The 16,652-nt window shown below is 71.7% G+C and carries 13 protein-coding genes; 5 read left to right on the top strand and 8 right to left on the bottom strand.

Annotated elements, in window-relative coordinates:
- Window positions 1-40: 40 nt before the first annotated feature.
- Both OHT01_RS26945 and OHT01_RS26940 read left to right on the top strand, forming a co-directional pair.
- Entirely contained in the window at window positions 41-1,774 is a 1,734-nt protein-coding gene (locus OHT01_RS26945; RefSeq protein ID WP_328555693.1) for an ABC transporter ATP-binding protein, read from the top strand.
- Window positions 1,774-3,702 carry an ABC transporter ATP-binding protein gene (locus tag OHT01_RS26940; RefSeq protein WP_328555692.1) on the top strand — a complete coding sequence of 643 codons (1,929 nt, stop codon included), beginning with the start codon at window positions 1,774-1,776 and terminating at the stop codon, window positions 3,700-3,702. The genes OHT01_RS26945 and OHT01_RS26940 overlap by 1 nt, the downstream gene beginning before the upstream one ends.
- A 178-nt stretch (window positions 3,703-3,880) precedes the next feature.
- Here OHT01_RS26940 and OHT01_RS26935 read toward each other — a convergent pair whose 3' ends face one another.
- From OHT01_RS26935 to OHT01_RS26915, 5 genes are all read right to left on the bottom strand, one after another.
- Entirely contained in the window at window positions 3,881-5,185 is a 1,305-nt protein-coding gene (locus tag OHT01_RS26935) for an RNA polymerase sigma factor (protein ID WP_328555691.1), read from the bottom strand.
- A 236-nt stretch (window positions 5,186-5,421) separates the two neighbouring features.
- Window positions 5,422-7,326, bottom strand: a complete 1,905-nt coding sequence (gene dnaG / locus OHT01_RS26930) for a DNA primase (protein WP_328555690.1) — start codon at window positions 7,324-7,326, stop codon at window positions 5,422-5,424.
- 124 nt (window positions 7,327-7,450) lie between these two features.
- A complete protein-coding gene (locus OHT01_RS26925) occupies window positions 7,451-8,716 on the bottom strand; it encodes an NAD(P)/FAD-dependent oxidoreductase (RefSeq protein ID WP_328555689.1) in 1,266 nt (421 codons plus the stop codon).
- 93 nt (window positions 8,717-8,809) lie between these two features.
- A complete protein-coding gene (locus OHT01_RS26920) occupies window positions 8,810-10,264 on the bottom strand; it encodes a deoxyguanosinetriphosphate triphosphohydrolase (RefSeq protein WP_328555688.1) in 1,455 nt (484 codons plus the stop codon).
- Between the two features lie 81 nt (window positions 10,265-10,345).
- Window positions 10,346-11,266 (bottom strand): sirohydrochlorin chelatase, encoded by a 921-nt coding sequence (locus OHT01_RS26915; RefSeq protein ID WP_443043443.1) that lies wholly within the window; start codon window positions 11,264-11,266, stop codon window positions 10,346-10,348.
- A 369-nt stretch (window positions 11,267-11,635) separates the two neighbouring features.
- Here OHT01_RS26915 and OHT01_RS26910 point away from each other — a divergent pair, with 369 nt between their 5' ends.
- Window positions 11,636-12,358, top strand: coding sequence for a SanA/YdcF family protein (locus OHT01_RS26910; RefSeq protein WP_328555687.1), 723 nt, complete (start codon window positions 11,636-11,638; stop codon window positions 12,356-12,358).
- Window positions 12,359-12,416: 58 nt separating this feature from the next.
- Here OHT01_RS26910 and OHT01_RS26905 read toward each other — a convergent pair whose 3' ends face one another.
- The 3 genes from OHT01_RS26905 to cutA form a co-directional block, all read right to left on the bottom strand.
- Window positions 12,417-12,629, bottom strand: a complete 213-nt coding sequence (locus OHT01_RS26905; protein WP_328555686.1) for a hypothetical protein — start codon at window positions 12,627-12,629, stop codon at window positions 12,417-12,419.
- 219 nt (window positions 12,630-12,848) lie between these two features.
- Window positions 12,849-13,316, bottom strand: coding sequence for a gamma-glutamylcyclotransferase family protein (locus OHT01_RS26900; RefSeq protein ID WP_328555685.1), 468 nt, complete (start codon window positions 13,314-13,316; stop codon window positions 12,849-12,851).
- Window positions 13,313-13,639 carry a divalent-cation tolerance protein CutA gene (gene cutA, locus OHT01_RS26895; protein WP_328555684.1) on the bottom strand — a complete coding sequence of 109 codons (327 nt, stop codon included), beginning with the start codon at window positions 13,637-13,639 and terminating at the stop codon, window positions 13,313-13,315. The genes OHT01_RS26900 and cutA overlap by 4 nt, the downstream gene beginning before the upstream one ends.
- A 209-nt stretch (window positions 13,640-13,848) precedes the next feature.
- Between cutA and OHT01_RS26890 the strand changes: the two genes are divergently transcribed.
- Window positions 13,849-15,492 carry a M4 family metallopeptidase gene (locus OHT01_RS26890; protein WP_328555683.1) on the top strand — a complete coding sequence of 548 codons (1,644 nt, stop codon included), beginning with the start codon at window positions 13,849-13,851 and terminating at the stop codon, window positions 15,490-15,492.
- 602 nt (window positions 15,493-16,094) lie between these two features.
- Window positions 16,095-16,613, top strand: a complete 519-nt coding sequence (locus OHT01_RS26885; RefSeq protein WP_328555682.1) for a hypothetical protein — start codon at window positions 16,095-16,097, stop codon at window positions 16,611-16,613.
- Window positions 16,614-16,652: the final 39 nt, after the last annotated feature.

Raw genomic sequence — 16,652 nt, 5'->3', positions numbered from 1 at the left:
CGCCGATCACCCCGCCTTCGACGATTCCGAGAGACCCCGCGTGCTCATACGACTCCTGCGGACCCACCTCAGTCCGTACAAGAAACCCATCGCCCTGCTGGTGCTGCTGCAGTTCCTGCAGACCTGCGCCACGCTCTACCTGCCCACCCTGAACGCGCACATCATCGACAACGGTGTCGTGAAGGGTGACACGGGCTACATCCTGACCTTCGGCGCCCTGATGATCGGCATCTCGCTGACCCAGGTCGTCTGCAACATCGGGGCCGTCTACTTCGGGGCCCGTACGGCCTCCGCGGTCGGCCGGGACATCCGGGGCGCCGTCTTCGACCGCGTCCAGTCCTTCTCGGCACGTGAGATGGGCCACTTCGGCGCGCCGTCGCTGATCACCCGCACCACCAATGACGTCCAGCAGGTGCAGATGCTCGCCCTGATGACGTTCACCCTGCTGGTGTCGGCACCGATCATGTGTGTGGGCGGCATCATCCTGGCCCTCGGCCTGGACGTGCCGCTGTCCGCGGTGCTCGTCGCCGTGGTGCCGACCCTCGGCATCTGCGTGACGCTCATCGTGCGCCGGCTGCGCCCGCTGTTCCGCACCATGCAGGTGCGCCTGGACACCGTGAACCGGGTGCTGCGCGAGCAGATCACCGGCAACCGCGTGATCCGCGCCTTCGTGCGCGACGGCTACGAGAAGGAACGCTTCAAGGGCGCCAACACCGAACTCACCGAGACGTCGCTGGCCACCGGCCGGATGCTGGCCCTGATGTTCCCGATCGTCATGACGGTCGTGAACCTGTCGTCCATCGCAGTCGTCTGGTTCGGCGCCCACCGCATCGACAGCGGCCAGATGCAGATCGGCGACCTGACCGCGTTCCTTGCCTATCTGATGCAGATCGTGATGTCCGTGATGATGGCCACCTTCATGTTCATGATGGTGCCGCGTGCGGAGGTGTGCGCCGAGCGCATCCAGGAGGTCCTCTCCACCGAGAGCAGCGTGGTCCCGCCGGCCGCGCCCGTCCTGGAGCTGCGCCGGCACGGCCACCTGGAGATCCGGGAGGCCGGGTTCCGCTACCCGGGCGCCGAGGAGCCGGTCCTGAAGTCCGTCGACCTGGTCGCGCGCCCCGGCGAGGTGACCGCGGTCATCGGGTCGACGGGCAGCGGGAAGTCGACCCTGCTCGGCATGATCCCCCGCCTGTTCGACGCCACCGACGGCCAGGTGCTGGTCGACGGCGTGGACGTGGCGACCATCGAGCCGAAGCTGCTGGCCAGGACGGTCGGGCTGGTCCCGCAGAAGCCGTACCTGTTCGCCGGGACCGTCGCCACGAACCTGCGGTACGGCAACCCGGAGGCGACCGACGAGGAGCTCTGGCACGCGCTGGAGGTGGCGCAGGCCAAGGGCTTCGTCGAACAGCTGGAGAACGGGCTCGACTCGCCGATCGCGCAGGGCGGCACGAACGTGTCCGGCGGCCAGCGGCAGCGCCTGGCCATCGCCCGCACCCTCATGCAGCGCCCCGAGATCTACCTCTTCGACGACTCCTTCTCCGCCCTCGACTACGCGACCGACGCGGCGCTGCGGGCGGCCCTGACCGCGGAGACCGCGGAGGCCACCGTGGTGATCGTCGCCCAGCGGGTGTCGACCATCAGGGAGGCCGACCGGATCGTGGTCCTCGACGAGGGCCGGGTCGTCGGCAGCGGACGGCATCGTGAACTGATGGCCGAGAACGAGACCTACCGGGAGATCGTGCTCTCCCAGCTCACGGAAGCGGAGGCCGCCTGATGGCCGGGCCTATGGGGCGCATGATGGCCGGGACCGGCCCTGACCAGCGCTCGATGGATTTCAAGGTGTCGGGCCGACGGCTCCTCACCCAGTTCAAGCCCGAGCGCGCCACGCTGTACGTGATGCTGGTCACCGTCGTGCTGAGCGTCGGCCTCTCGGTGGTCGGCCCGAAGATCCTCGGCAGGGCCACCGACCTGGTCTTCTCGGGGATCGTCGGACGCCAGATGCCGGCCGGGGCCACCAAGGCCCAGGCCCTGGACTCGCTGCGCGCGCACGGCAAGGGCGCCGTCGCCGACATGCTCTCGGGGACGGACTTCACCCCCGGCAAGGGCATCGACTTCACCGCCGTCGGGAACATCCTGCTGCTCGCGCTCTGCACGTTCCTGCTGGCCGGCCTGCTGATGGCGGTGGCGACGCGGCTGGTGAACCGGTCCGTCAACAGGACCGTCTACCGCATGCGCGAGGACCTGCAGGCGAAGCTGTCGCGGCTGCCGCTGTCGTACTTCGACAAGCGCCAGCGCGGTGAGGTCCTCAGCCGCGCGACGAACGACATGGACAACATCCAGCAGACGCTCCAGCAGTCGATGGGCCAGCTCGTCAACTCGCTGCTGACCATCGTGGGCGTGCTCGCGATGATGTTCTGGGTGTCGCCGCTGCTCGCGCTCGTCGCGCTGGTCACGGTGCCGCTGTCGTTCGTCGTGGCCACCCGGGTCGGCAAGCGCTCGCAGCCGCACTTCGTGCAGCAGTGGCGCACCACCGGCAAGCTCAACGCCCACATCGAGGAGATGTACACCGGCCACAACCTGGTGAAGGTGTTCGGGCGGGCGGACGAGTCGGCGGCCCAGTTCGCCGAGCAGAACGACAAGCTGTACGAGGCCGGGTTCAAGGCGCAGTTCAACAGCGGGGTCATGCAGCCGCTGATGATGTTCGTGTCGAACCTGAACTACGTGCTGGTGGCCGTCGTCGGCGGTCTGCGGGTGGCCTCGGGCTCGCTGTCGATCGGTGACGTGCAGGCCTTCATCCAGTACTCGCGCCAGTTCTCGATGCCGCTGACGCAGGTCGCGTCGATGGCGAACCTGGTGCAGTCGGGCGTCGCGTCGGCGGAGCGGGTCTTCGAGGTCCTCGACGCGGAGGAGCAGGAGGCGGACCCGGCGGAGTCGGTCCGTCCCGAGGAACTGCGCGGGCGCGTGGCGCTGGAGAACGTGTCCTTCCGGTACGACCCGGAGAAGCCCCTCATCGAGGACCTCTCGCTGAAGGTGGAGCCGGGCCACACCGTGGCCATCGTCGGCCCGACCGGCGCCGGCAAGACGACCCTGGTGAACCTGCTCATGCGGTTCTACGACGTCACGGCCGGCCGGATCACCCTGGACGGGGTCGATGTGGCGTCCATGTCCCGGGACGAGCTGAGGTCCGGGATAGGGATGGTGCTCCAGGACACCTGGCTGTTCGGCGGCACGATCGCCGACAACATCGCGTACGGGGCCTCGCGGGACGTCACCCGCGGGGAGATCGAGGAGGCGGCGCGCGCGGCGCACGCCGACCGGTTCATCCGCACGCTGCCCGAGGGCTACGACACGGTGATCGACGACGAGGGATCGGGGGTCAGCGCGGGTGAGAAGCAGCTCATCACGATCGCCCGCGCGTTCCTGTCGGACCCGGTGATCCTGGTGCTCGACGAGGCGACCAGCTCCGTCGACACCCGGACCGAGGTGCTGATCCAGAAGGCGATGGCGAAGCTGGCGCACGGCCGGACGTCGTTCGTGATCGCCCACCGCCTGTCGACCATCCGGGACGCGGACACCATCCTCGTGATGGAGGACGGGTCCATCGTGGAGCAGGGCGCCCACGCGGAGCTGCTGGAGTCCGGCGGGGCGTACGCCCGCCTGTACCAGGCCCAGTTCGCCCAGGCGGTGGCCGAGGTCGACTAGGCCCCGCCTCCCCTGGACCCCCGCTGAAGAGATTCAGCCCCTCCGGCGATTGAGGAGCGGGGGTCCGGGGGCAGCGCCCCCGCGAACGATGGGGTCCCCCCTGGTCGAGCGAAGCCGAGACCTCGGGGGAGGGAAGGGGCGGAGGGGGCGAACAAAGCCGTTGCCCCGGCGAGCCCCCTCAGTCCAGATAGCCCCGGAGCTGCTCCGCGAAGGCGTGGTCCCGCAGCTTGTTGAGGGTCTTGGACTCGATCTGGCGGATGCGCTCGCGCGTGACGCCGAAGATCCGCCCGATCTCCTCCAGGGTGCGCGGACGCCCGTCCGCCAGCCCGTACCGGAGCTGGACGACCTTGCGCTCCCGCTCGCCGAGCGTGGACAGCACCGCTTCCAGATGCTGCCTGAGCAGCAGGAACGCCGCGGACTCCACCGGGGACGTCGCGTCGCCGTCCTCGATCAGGTCCCCGAGGGCCACGTCGTCCTCCTCGCCCACGGGGGCGTGCAGGGACACCGGCTCCTGGGCCAGCCGCAGGACCTCGCTCACCCGCTCGCCGGTGAGGTCGAGATGGGCGGCGACCTCTTCGGGAGTGGGCTCGTAACCCCGTTCCTGGAGCATCCGCCGCTGCACGCGGACCACCCGGTTGATCAGCTCGACCACATGCACCGGGACCCGGATGGTGCGCGCCTGGTCGGCGAGGGCGCGGGACATGGCCTGCCGGATCCACCAGGTGGCGTACGTGGAGAACTTGTAGCCGCGGGCGTAGTCGAACTTCTCGACGGCCCTGATCAGGCCGAGGTTGCCCTCCTGGACCAGGTCGAGCATGGTCAGGCCGCGGCCCACGTACCGCTTGGCCACGGAGACGACGAGCCGCAGGTTCGCCTCGATGAGCCGGCGTTTGGCCATCCGGCCCATGACGACGATCTTGTCCAGGTCCAGGGCGAGCTGGTTGTCCAGGTCGGTGGCGAGCCGGAGCTTCTCCTCGGCGAAGAGCCCGGCCTCGACACGGCGGGCGAGGTCGACCTCCTCGGCCGCCGTGAGCAGCGGAATCCGGCCGATCTCCCGCAGGTACTGGCGGAACAGGTCGGACGAGGGGCCACCGGTGTCGGCGGCGCGGCCCCGGGGTGGTGCCACGGGCTCGGGGTCCTCGGCCTCGATCTCCACCTCCACCTCCGCCCCGGGAGCCACTCCCGGAGCCTCGGGGGGGCTCTCCGGCTCGGCCTCGGGGTGGTGCGCGGCGCGGCGCTGCGGGGGGACAGCCGCGACGACGTCGGTATCCGCGTCCGTGTCGATGGTGTTGTCGGTCTGGGCGAGGGTCTGGGTCTGCACGGGGGCGACCTCCAGGAATGTCGCTGCTGAGGCGTGCGGCAGCGGTACGTCGGGGACGGGGGCGACGACCTCGCCGCTGTCCATCCCGTAGTCGTTTGGCGGAACCGCGGGTATGGGGAACCCGTCGCGTGCGGGTCGGCCGCGCTCCGAGGACTCAGGCACCGGAACCCAGTGTGGAGTACGACACATCGCCGCCACGAGGGGCGTGCGGTGACTTTTTGCGTCCGGTTCGTGACCGCGTGGTGACTGTCCCGCACGAGTGCGCAGCTCAGCGAAGACGAAACCCCCGGAAGGGGGTGCGGTATTGGCATGTGCGCCGGTCGCTCCGAGCGCCCGCCCCGCCCCGGCGGTCCCGCCGGTTCACCCGTGGAACAGCCCCGGAACCCCGCCGTCCGGCCTCAGAGGGCTTCGGCGCCCTTCTCGCGGAGCGCCTGCCCGTACTGCTGGAGGACCCACAACTCGTTCTGTACGGCGGCGAGCTGGGCCGGGTCGCCGCCCGCGCTGAGCCGGGACAGGGAGCCCTGGACGTCCCGGATGCGGCGGTCGACGGCGCGGCGGCGGACCGCGACGAGCTGGTCGCCCGCGTAGGTCTCGTCGACGGTCTTGCGCATGATCGCCTCGACGGCCAGCTCGGTGACCATCGCCCGCACCACGTCGTCCGGGGCGGCGTCGCGGACCCGGATCAGGTACTCCTGGGGGTCCTGGACGCCGTACTCGGCGCCGCCCGCGTCCATGACGGCCTGGCGCACGGCCGCGTACGGCGCGGCGGTGAACTCGTCCATGCCGTACGCGTCGAACGCCGGGGCGACCAACTCCGGTCTCTGGAGGGCGAGTTTGAGCAGCTCGCGCTCGGTGGCGAAGACGGGGTTGCGCAGGGTGAGGGCCGGGCCGCCACCGGTGGGCGCCTGGGTGGCGGCGTAGGTCTGCTGGGGGCGGCCGCCGGCCGGCGCGGGGCCCATACCGCCACGGTCGCGGGCCCAACGGGCCAGCTGGGACACCCTCTTGACGACGAACTGGGTGTCGAGGATGCCGAGCATGCCGGCGAGCTGCACGGCGACCTCGTGCTGCGCGCCGCTGTTCTTGATGCGGGCGACGATCGGGGCGGCCTCGTCGAGTGCGGCGGCGCGCCCGGCCGGGGTCTCCAGGTCGTAGCGCAGGACGATCTGGCGCAGCGCGAACTCGAAGAGCGGGGTGCGGGGTTCGACCAGGTCGGCGACGGCCGCGTCGCCCTTGGCGAGGCGCAGTTCGCAGGGGTCCATGCCGTCGGGCGCGATGGCGATGTAGGTCTCGGCGGCGAACTTCTGGTCGTCCTCGAAGGCGCGCAGGGCGGCCTTCTGGCCGGCCGCGTCGCCGTCGAAGGTGAAGATCACCCGGGCCGAGCCGTTGTCCATCAGGAGCCGGCGGAGGATCTTGATGTGGTCGCCGCCGAACGCGGTGCCGCAGGTCGCGATGGCCGTGGTGATGCCGGCCAGGTGGCAGGCCATGACGTCGGTGTAGCCCTCGACGACGACCGCCCGGCTGCTCTTGGCGATGTCCTTCTTGGCGAGGTCGATGCCGTACAGGACCTGGGATTTCCGGTAGATCGCGGTGTCGGGCGTGTTCAGGTACTTCGGGCCGTTGTCGGACTCGTACAGCTTGCGGGCGCCGAAGCCGACGACCTCGCCGCCGATGTCGCGGATCGGCCACATGAGGCGTCCGCGGAAGCGGTCGATGGGGCCGCGCCGGCCCTCCTGGGAGAGGCCGGAGAGGACCAGCTCCTTGTCGGTGAAGCCCTTGCCGCGCAGATGGCGGGTGAGGTGGTCCCAGCCCTGGGGGCTGTAGCCGACACCGAAGTGGGCGGCGGCGGCCTGGTCGAAGCCGCGCTCGGCGAGGAACGAGCGCCCCGCGTCGGCCTCGGGGCTGCTGTCGAGCTGCTCGATGTAGAACTTGGCGGCCGCGTTGTGCGCCTCGACCAGGCGGATGCGCTCGCCTCGCTGGTGGGCGGGGTTGTACCCGCCCTCCTCGTAACGCAGGGTGATGCCGGCCTGGGCGGCGAGGCGCTCGACCGACTCGGAGAACGTGAGGTGGTCGACCTTCATCACGAACGTGATGGTGTCGCCGCCCTCCTGGCAGCCGAAGCAGTGGAACAGTCCCTTGCTGGGGCTGACCTGGAAGGACGGTGACTTCTCGTCGTGGAAGGGGCAGAGACCCTTGAGGTTTCCGCCGCCCGCGTTGCGGAGCTGGAGGTACTCGGACACCACGGCGTCGATCGGGACCGCGTCCCGAACAGCCTTCACGTCCTCGTCATTGATCCTGCCTGCCACGTGGTGATTCTACGGGGCCGCACCGACACTCCAGGGGCAGGTGAACGACCGGCGGCCGGGGTCCGAGGGCGCGCCCCCGGATTCCCCGGCGCCTGGGCGGTGCGGGAGCCCGCCGGCCGGCCCGTCAGGGGGCCAGGCTCTCCAGCGGAACATGCGGGTCGGCGAGCGCGTCGGTGTCCACCCGGGCCCGGGATCGGATGAGCCGCTGGATGGGGTCCGTGACGTCCCACACATTCACGTTCATCCCGGCCAGCAGTCTCCCCTCCTTCACCCAGAAGGCGATGAACTCCCGCTTGCCCGCGTCGCCGCGGATCACCACCTCGTCGTACGACCCCGGGGGCGCCCAGCCCGAGTACTCCAGGCCCACGTCGTACTGGTCCGAGAAGAAGTAGGGCACGCGGTCGTACGTCGTTCCGCGGCCCAGCATCGAGCGGGCGGCGGCCGGTCCGCCGTTGAGGGCGTTGGCCCAGTGCTCGACGCGCAGCCGGGTGCCGAAGAGGCTGTGGTGGAAGGAGGCGACGTCACCGGCGGCGTACACATCGGGGTCGGAGGTGCGCAGCCGTTCGTCGACCGCGATGCCGCCGCCGTGCGCCCGCTCGGCCAGCTCCAGGCCCGCGGCCTCGGCGAGGCCGGTGCGCGGGGCGGCGCCGATGGCCGCGAGGACGTCGTGGGCGGGGTGCTCCTCGCCGTCGTCGGTACGGGCGGCCAGCACCATGCCGTCCTGGCCGACGATCTCGGTGAGCTGGGCCCCGAAGTGGAAGCGGACGCCGTGCTCGCGGTGCAGTTCGGCGAAGAGCTGGCCCAGTTCGGGCCCGAGCACGTTGTGCAGCGGGGTCGCCGCGGGTTCGACGACGGTGACCTCGGCGCCGTACTCGCGGGCCGCGGCGGCGACCTCCAGGCCGATCCAGCCGGCTCCGGCGATGACGAGATGGCCGTTGTCCCGGCCCAGCGCGGCGAGGACGCCCTTGAGGCGCTCGGCGTGGGCGAGGCGGCGCAGGTGGTGGACGCCGGCGAGGTCGGTGCCCGGGATGTCGAGGCGACGCGGCTCGGCGCCGGTGACGATGAGCAGTTTGTCGTAGTGGACAAGGGTGCCGTCGTCGCCGAACCGGACGGTTCTGGCCGTGCGGTCGATGGCGTCGACGGTCTGGCCGAGGTGCAGCTCGATGTCGTTCTGCGCGTACCAGGCGGGTTCGTGCACGAAGACGCTGTCGCGCTCCTCCTTGCCGAGGAGGTAGCCCTTGGACAGCGGCGGACGTTCGTAGGGGTGGTCGCGCTCGTCGCAGATCAGTATCACGCGGCCGGTGAAGCCCTCCGCTCGGAGCGTCTCGGCCGCCTTGGCGCCTGCCAGGCCTCCTCCGACGATGACGAATGTCTGATCCGCGTCGACCACTTGATGCCTCCTCGTAAGGATGTCGCCATATGCGAGCGTCCCGCACGGAGCGTGATGCGGGAAGGGGTAGTGGCCCGATCAGGCCACGCAGGGTCACACTTGTCCGCTCCCATGGGAACGCGTGGTGAGCCTGAGGTGCAGGGAACGCGCCGAGGCATCCGTGAGGGATGCGATCTGGTCGACGATCGCCCGCTTGCGGGCTCGGTCGTCGGTCGCGTGCTCGAACAGCGCCCGGAACTGCGGGTCCAGTACCTCGGGGGCGCGGGCGGTGAGCGCCTCGGCGAGCTCGGCGACGACGATCCGCTGGTCGGCGCGGAGCCGCTCCTGCTCGGCGCGCTGCATCACGTACCGGTCGGCGACCGCCTTGAGGACGGCGCACTCGTACCGGGCGTCACGCGGGACGACCAGTTCCGCCGCGTACCGGGTGAGGCGTCCGCTGCCGTACCGCGCGCGGGTCGCGCCCTCCGCGGCCAGGCAGAAACGGCCGATGAGCTGGCTGGTGGCGTCCTTCAGCCGGGCCTGCGCGACGCCCGATCCGTCGTATCCGTGCGGCCACCACTCCTGGCGGAGGAGCCGGTCGAGGGCCTCGGACAGCTCGGCCGGATCGGTGTCGTCGGGCACGTACCGCCCGATGGCGACGGCGAAGATCTCCTGGCGTTCCGGTTCGGAGTGCAGGCTCGCGGTGTCGATGTGGCCGGCGTGCAGGCCGTCCTCGACGTCGTGCACCGAGTAGGCCACGTCGTCGGACCAGTCCATCACCTGGGCCTCGAAGCAGGTACGCGTGCCGGGGGCGCCCTGGCGGATCCAGTCGAAGACCGGCCGGTCGTCCTCGTAGACCCCGAATTTCGGGGACTTCGGGTCGGCGGGACGGGCGCCTCTCGGCCAGGGGTACTTGGTGGCGGCGTCGAGGGCGGCGCGGGTGAGGTTGAGGCCGACGCTGACGAGGTCGTCGTCCGGTGCGGCGGCGGCCGAGGTCACCATGTCGCTGCGCACGAAGCGCTTGGGCTCGATCCGGGTGAGCAGCCGCAGCGACTGGGCGTTGCCCTCGAACCCGCCGCAGTCCTCGGCGAATTCGTTGAGCGCCTGTTCGCCGTTGTGTCCGAAGGGCGGGTGGCCCAGGTCGTGCGAGAGGCAGGCCGCCTCGACCAGGTCCGGGTCGCAGCCGAGCGCGGCGCCCAGTTCGCGGCCCACCTGGGCGCACTCCAGGGAGTGGGTCAGCCGCGTCCGCGGACTGGCGTCCCACACCTGGATGGGCGCTCCGCCCGATCCGGCGGGACCGAGCACCTGGGGAAGGGTGCCGGGGGTGACGACCTGGGTCTTGCCCGCGAGTCGGCGCAGGGCCGCGGAGTGCAGCACGCGGGCGCGGTCGCGCTGGAAGGCGGTGCGGCCGGGGCGTTTGTCGGGCTCGACGGCCCAGCGCTCGACGGCCGACACGTCGTACTCGTGGTGCGCGGTGTCGTTCTCGTGCGGCGTCTTGTTCTCGTGCGCGGTGTTGTTCCCGTGTGCCTGCGGTGCGGTGTCTTCGGTCCTCGGTGCCATGCCTTCCATGTACCGACAGTAGACGCAGGCGGTGACAATCGGGACGCGGCCGCCGTCCGCGCGGTGTCAGGCGTGCGGGAGGCGTCGGGTTCAGGCCGGGACCAGGGTGCGCTCCCGGGCGGACTCGGGGGCCGCGACGGCCTGGTCGTAGCGGTGCAGGACCAGCCGGGCCATCGCCGGGTGGTCGCCCAGGGGTTCGGCGCAGATCCAGGGGGCGGCCTCGGCGCTCTGCGTGGCGAAGCGGCCGGGAGCGGTGAAGTACGAGGCGACGGCGATCCGGTGGCGGCCCCGGGCGGCGAGGGAGCGCACGGCGGCGGGGACGGTCGGCGCGGCCGCGGAGGCGTACGCCGGGACGACCGGCACACCGAGTCGTTCGGCGAGCAGTTGGGCGGTGCGGCGGGTGTCGGCGGCCGAGTCCGGGGCACGGGACCCGGCGGACGCGAGGACGACGGCGCTCGCGCGCCGGGCCGAGTCGCTCATCCTGGTGCGCCAACCGGCGTCGACCAGACGGGCGTAGAGCGTTTCCACGAGCAGCGGGTGCGGGCCGAGCGGATCGGCGACGCGGGCGCGCAGGCCGGGAACGGCCGCCGCGGTCTCGGGGATGTCGCGCCGTACGTGGTAGCCGCGACCGAGCAGCAGGGGTACGAGGACGGCGTCCTCCCGGCCGGCCAGGGAGGCGAGTGTGTCGCGGAGCGGGGGCTCGTTGAGCTCGATGTGGCCGAGGCGCACGGACAGGTGCGGGCGCAGCTCGCGGACGCGTTCCATCAGGGAGCGCACGGTGGCCAGGGCGCGCGGGTCGCGGCTGCCGTGGGCGACCAGGACCAGCGCGGGCGGCGGCGGACGCCGGGTGCCGTCGAGCGAGACGAGGCTGAGCTGGCTGCCGAGTTGGCCGGCGATCCGGTTCATGAGTTGCGCCGTACTGTCGAGGTGGCCTTCGGGATGGGCGCCGCGGGGCGGCGGGCCGCCGGGGCGTTGGGAGGACTCGTCGCGAGCGGGGTTCGACGCCGTCATGGATCGATCCTGGCGGTAGGAGGTTGCCGGGCCGTTGCATGGGTATGACGGGTGTTTTCCGTCGGTTCACCGGGCGGCTGCGGCACGGTGTGAGCCGCTCCCACCTGCGACTCCTTCCTGCCGGGTGCCCGAGGCCGGTGGAGGCGGGCGAACCGAACGGCCTTACGATGCGTCCTCATATGACGAACGGCGACGCGGAATCCGGCACGGGAGCCGCACCGGCGGGCACAGCGACGAACAGACGAGAAGCGAGCCGAGAACCGAAGCGGAATCGGCTGCGGAGGCCGGACCCGGCCGACGCGAGCACCGCCGCACGCGCCGGCCGGCCCCCGCGCCGCCGCGCGTGACGACACCTGGGGGACATCGATCATGCCGCGCCTGCCGCGCCCGAAGCGCCCGAGCTTCCGCCGACCCCGTCTGCTCCGTCTGCCGCCCCTGCCGCGTACGCGCAAGGGACAACGGCGGGCCGTGCAGGCGCTGATGGTGCTGTGCGTGCTGGCGCTACTCCCGGCCACCTGGCTGTACGTGGCCACGGGCGACCGGCTGCGGACCACCGCGGACGCTCCGCGCACCGAGGTCGCCATCGTGTTCGGCGCGGGTCTGTCGGACGGCGGCCCGTCCCTGTATCTCGCCCACCGCCTGGACGCCGCCGCGAAGCTGTACCGGGAGGGCCGGATCAAGGTCGTCCTCGTCACCGGCGACAACAGCCGCAAGGACTACGACGAGCCCGACGCGATGCGTTCCTATCTGACGGCGCACGGGGTGCCCGCGCGCCGGATCGTCAGCGACTACGCCGGCTTCGACACCTGGGACTCCTGCGTCCGCGCCCGCAGGATCTTCGGTGTCCACGAGGCGGTCCTGATCAGCCAGGGCTTCCACATCCGCCGCGCTCTCGCGCTGTGCCAGGCGGCGGGCGTCCGCTCGTACGGCATCGGCGTCGACGCCAAGCACGACGCCACCTGGTACTACGGCGGCACCCGGGAGATCTTCGCGGCGGGCAAGGCCGCGCTGGACGCGGTGTTCGAGCCGGATCCGCGTTTCCTGGGGCCGAAGGAGCACGGGGTGGCCCGGGCGCTCGCCTCGGCCCGCTAGACGGGGGCCTGGCACCACATCACCTGGCGCACCGGCGGCGGCCTCGATGTCCTTCGGGTCAGCCCCCGTTCGGGCCCTGCGTCCCGGGCCGCTCGACGGGCTTGGGGGCCCGGGTCGAATCGGAACCGGTGTTGGTGGTGGTGCCGGTGCCGGAGTGTCCGCCCGGCCCGGGGTCCGCCGAGCAGGAGCCGAGCCCGATGCCCAGGGCGGCGCCGACGGCCGCCCCGCTGAGCGCGAGGACACGTCGCCTGGTCAAGTCACGGTCGGTCATGGCCGGACCCTAGATGCGGGAACACCCGCGCCGCCGGGGGCGCACGGGGCCGCCACCCGCACGGGTGCACCCGGCACGGCGGGCCCCCCCGCCCGCCGGAACCCCCTCGCGCGCCGCGGCGCCAGGTGCGGAGCCGCCTGCCACCCGGATCCCGGCCCGCTCGGCGGGCCCGTCCCCGGCCGTCGGCGCGGCCTCGCGCGACGCGTCCTGCCGGGCGCCTCAGCCGGGCCGGCGCGCCGGGGTGTCTCCCCCGTCGCCGTGCCAGTCACCGTTCTCGACCGGCTTGCCGTCGGTGCGCAGGCGGGAGGCGACCGCGGGGGCGGCAACGTACACCCAGGCCCGTACGGCCGTGCGGCCGTCCCCTCGCACGGCCTCGCGCACGACCCGCTCGTACAGGTTGCGCGGATCGCCCGGCGTGTACTCCTCCAACTCGTCCAGTGCCGCGAGGAGTTCCCGGTACGCCCCGGAGAGCGCGGTCACGAGTTCGCCGCTCACCACGCCGCCGGGTTCCTCGACGGCGTACGGGTATCCGGGCCCCGCGTACAGCGAGAGCCCGCGCATCCGTGCGGGCTCCTCGGACCGGGTCCGGCCGCGCAGGAACAGGTCGTGGTTGTGCTCGCCGGGGCGCAGGGTGCCGTAGACGAAGAAGGGCAGTTCCGCTTCACCGAAGGAGCTCGGGCGGCTCAAGGGGCCGTCTCCTCCTCCAGCCAGCGCAGATAGTCCGGGCTCCCCGCCACGACCGGGGTCGCGATGATCTCGGGTGTGTCGTAGCCGTGGGCGTCCAGGAGATACGCCTCCAGCGCGGGGTAGCGCGCCACGGTCGTCTTGAACTGGATCTGCCACTCGGAGTCGGTCCGTACGGCGCCCTCCCAGCGGTAGACGGAGGTGACCGGCCCCGAGATCTGCGCGCAGGCCGCGACCCGCGCCGCCACCGCGCCACGGGCCAGCTCCCCCGCCTTCTCCGCCGCGTCCGTCGTGGTCAGGACGGTCAGGCAGGCCGGCAGTTCCATGATCGCCTCCATTCGTGAGGGTACGGAAACGATTCTCGCCGCATCCCGCACGCACCCGACAGGCCCTATGGACAGGGCATGTCATGCACCTTTAAATCTGAGTCAGCTCTCAGCGCCTCCCCCCACGCACCTCTCCCCCCCTCACCCCTGCCCCACGCATGCCCCTCTCCCCCACGCGCCCTCCCCAAGGCACCTTTCCAAGGAGACCGATGAGTCGAATACGGCACATCCGAGGTTCCTCTCTCGCCACCGCCGGAGCGGCCGTGACGACGGCCACCCTGCTGGCCGCCGCGCTCGCCCCCGCCGCGAACGCCGAAGCCCGGCCGACCCGGGACACCGCGATCGAGAACGCGGTCTCGGCGCTGGTGGCCCACGCCACGGACCTGGGCCTCACCTCGGCGCAGCACACCTCCGTCCGGGACGTCGTCGTCGACAAGGACGGCACCCAGCATGTGCGGTACGACCGGACGTACCGCGAACTCCCGGTTCTCGGCGGTGACTTCGTGGTTCATCTGGCCCCGGACGGTGCCTACCGCGGCGCGAACCGCGCGACGAGGAAGGCCATTTCGCTGACGAGTGTCACCCCCGAGCTGTCCGGAGCGAAGGCGGCCGGTCTGGCGGTGAACGCGCTGCGCGCCGCCAACCCCGGTGAGACGCTGAGGAAGGTGACGGCGAAGCCACGGCTGGTCGTCGACGCCCTGCACGGCACTCCGAGGCTCGCCTGGCGCACCGACGCGGTGGCCCGGGACCCGCTCGGCAACCCGGTCGCCCGCACGGTCCTGACCGACGCCCGCAGCGGCGCGCGGATCGACGCGTGGGACAGCGTCGAGACGGCGGCGGGCGACGGCGACTCGCTCTACAGCGGCACCGTTCCGCTGGAGACGACGGCCTCCGGATCGACGTACCAGCTGAAGGACCCGACGCGCGGGAACACGTACACCGGCGACGCGGCGAACAAGACGGACCTGTGCATCTTCGGGATCTGCATCAGCCGGGCGCCCGCGACACTCTTCACCGACGCGGACAACCACTGGGGCACCGGGGCGACTTCGGACCGCTCCTCCGCCGCGGTGGACGCGCAGTACGGCACCGACGAGACGTGGGACTACTACAAGAACGTCCACGGCAGGAACGGCATCGCGGGCGACGGCAAGGGGTCGTACAACCGCGTGCACTACGGCACCAACTACAACAACGCCTTCTGGGACGACAGTTGCTTCTGCATGACGTACGGGGACGGTGACGGCTCGACGTTCGGGCCGCTGGTCGCACTGGACGTCGCCGGGCACGAGATGTCGCACGGCGTGACCTCGAAGACGGCCGCGCTGACGTACTCGGGCGAGTCCGGCGGCCTGAACGAGGCCACGTCCGACATCTTCGGCACCATGGTGGAGTGGTACGCGGACAACGCCTCGGACCCGGGTGACTACCTGATCGGCGAGAAGATCGTCCGCCCCGGTTTCGGCAGGCCCGCGCTCCGCTTCATGGACAAGCCCTCCAAGGACGGCAACTCGGCCGACTGCTGGAGCAGTTCGGTCGGCAACCTCGACGTCCACTACTCCTCCGGCGTCGCCAACCACTTCGCCTATCTTCTCTCCGAGGGCAGCGGCGCGAAGACGGTCAACGGGGTCGCCTACGACTCCCCCACCTGCAACGGCGCCACGGTCAACGGCATCGGCCACGACAAGGTCGGCAAGATCTGGTACCGCGCGCTGACGGTCTACATGACCTCGTCGACCAACTACGCGGGCGCGCGCACCGCCACGCTGAACGCGGCCAAGGACCTGTACGGAGCGGGCAGCACCGAGCACGAGGCCGTGGCGGCGGCCTGGTCGGCGGTCTCCGTGGGCTGACCGCCCCGGGCACTTCGGTCCCGGACGCCGCGCGTCCCCGTCGGCCGCGCACCCCGTGGGCTCCCCGGACCGGGGAGCCCTCCGGACCCGGGCGGTCTCCGGCCCCGGACGCCCTCCGGTCGCCGTGGGCAGGCGCCGTCAGGTTCGCCTGCCCACGACTTGTCCGGAGCATGTCCGCCGAGGGCGGGTCCTAGTCCTCCTCCGCCGGCCGGTCTCCACACGACATCCACATCCCTCCGCCGGTGACGGTGGAAACGTGTTCGAACGGGCGCCTCGCGACCGGAGTTCACCGACCGGTCCACCGGCTCGGCCGAGCCCTCGAACGGCGGGCGAGCGGGCCCCGGTCACCCATTCACACCCCCGGCCCCCGGCCCTTCGGGTTCTCGTGTGCGGCGCGCCGGGCACACACCGGTGACCTGCCGGAACACCGAGGGCCTTCCCCCTTCCGGAGTCCCGTCCTGCCACCCGTTCACATCATTTCTGACGACCCATCAGAGAGCGGGCGCGGTCCTGTGCCACTTACCTCAAAAGGGCAGGGGCACGACCGACGCTGCGGCACTTGGGGGTGTCGCGGGCCGCGCCCCCTCGGAGGAGCTAGCACGATGCGACGTACCGCACGTCTTCTGACCGGTACCGCGCTCGCCGTCGCCGCCGCGGGTCTGGGCGCCGCGCCCGTGTACGGCGGGGACACCGGGAGCCTGGAGGTGTTCCCCTCCAGCGCCGTCCCCGGCGCCGACGTCACCGTCAACACGGCCGCGTGCGGCTCGGACGGCACCGCGAACGGGGACGCCGACGCGGTGGGCGGCGGTACCTTCACGCTCGCCGCCAGCGCGCACGAGCAGGACGCGATCGGTCAGTTCCGGGTGCCGCCGAGCGCGCAGCCGGGGACGTACGAGATCGTCGCGACGTGCTCCCACGGCCGGCGGGTCACCGGCGACCTGATGGTGACCCTGGCCTCCACCCGCGAGGAGATCGAGCCGCGCGGGCATGTGAACACGGGTGTCGGCGGCGCGCTGGGCCCCGACCCCGTACAGACCGCGGCGGGAGTGGCGGCGCTGGCCGTCGCCGCCGCGGGCGGTACCTGGCTCCTGCATCGCCGGGCGAGAGGCGACGGGATCTGACGGACATCCTCCGCTGTCCGTCCGCCGGTACCGCCGTCC

Origin of the sequence: Streptomyces sp. NBC_00358 (assembly GCF_036099295.1) — a bacterium.
Lineage (GTDB): Bacteria > Actinomycetota > Actinomycetes > Streptomycetales > Streptomycetaceae > Streptomyces.
The sequence above is the reverse complement of the archived record's forward strand: the minus strand, read 5'-3'. Positions and strand labels throughout refer to the sequence as shown.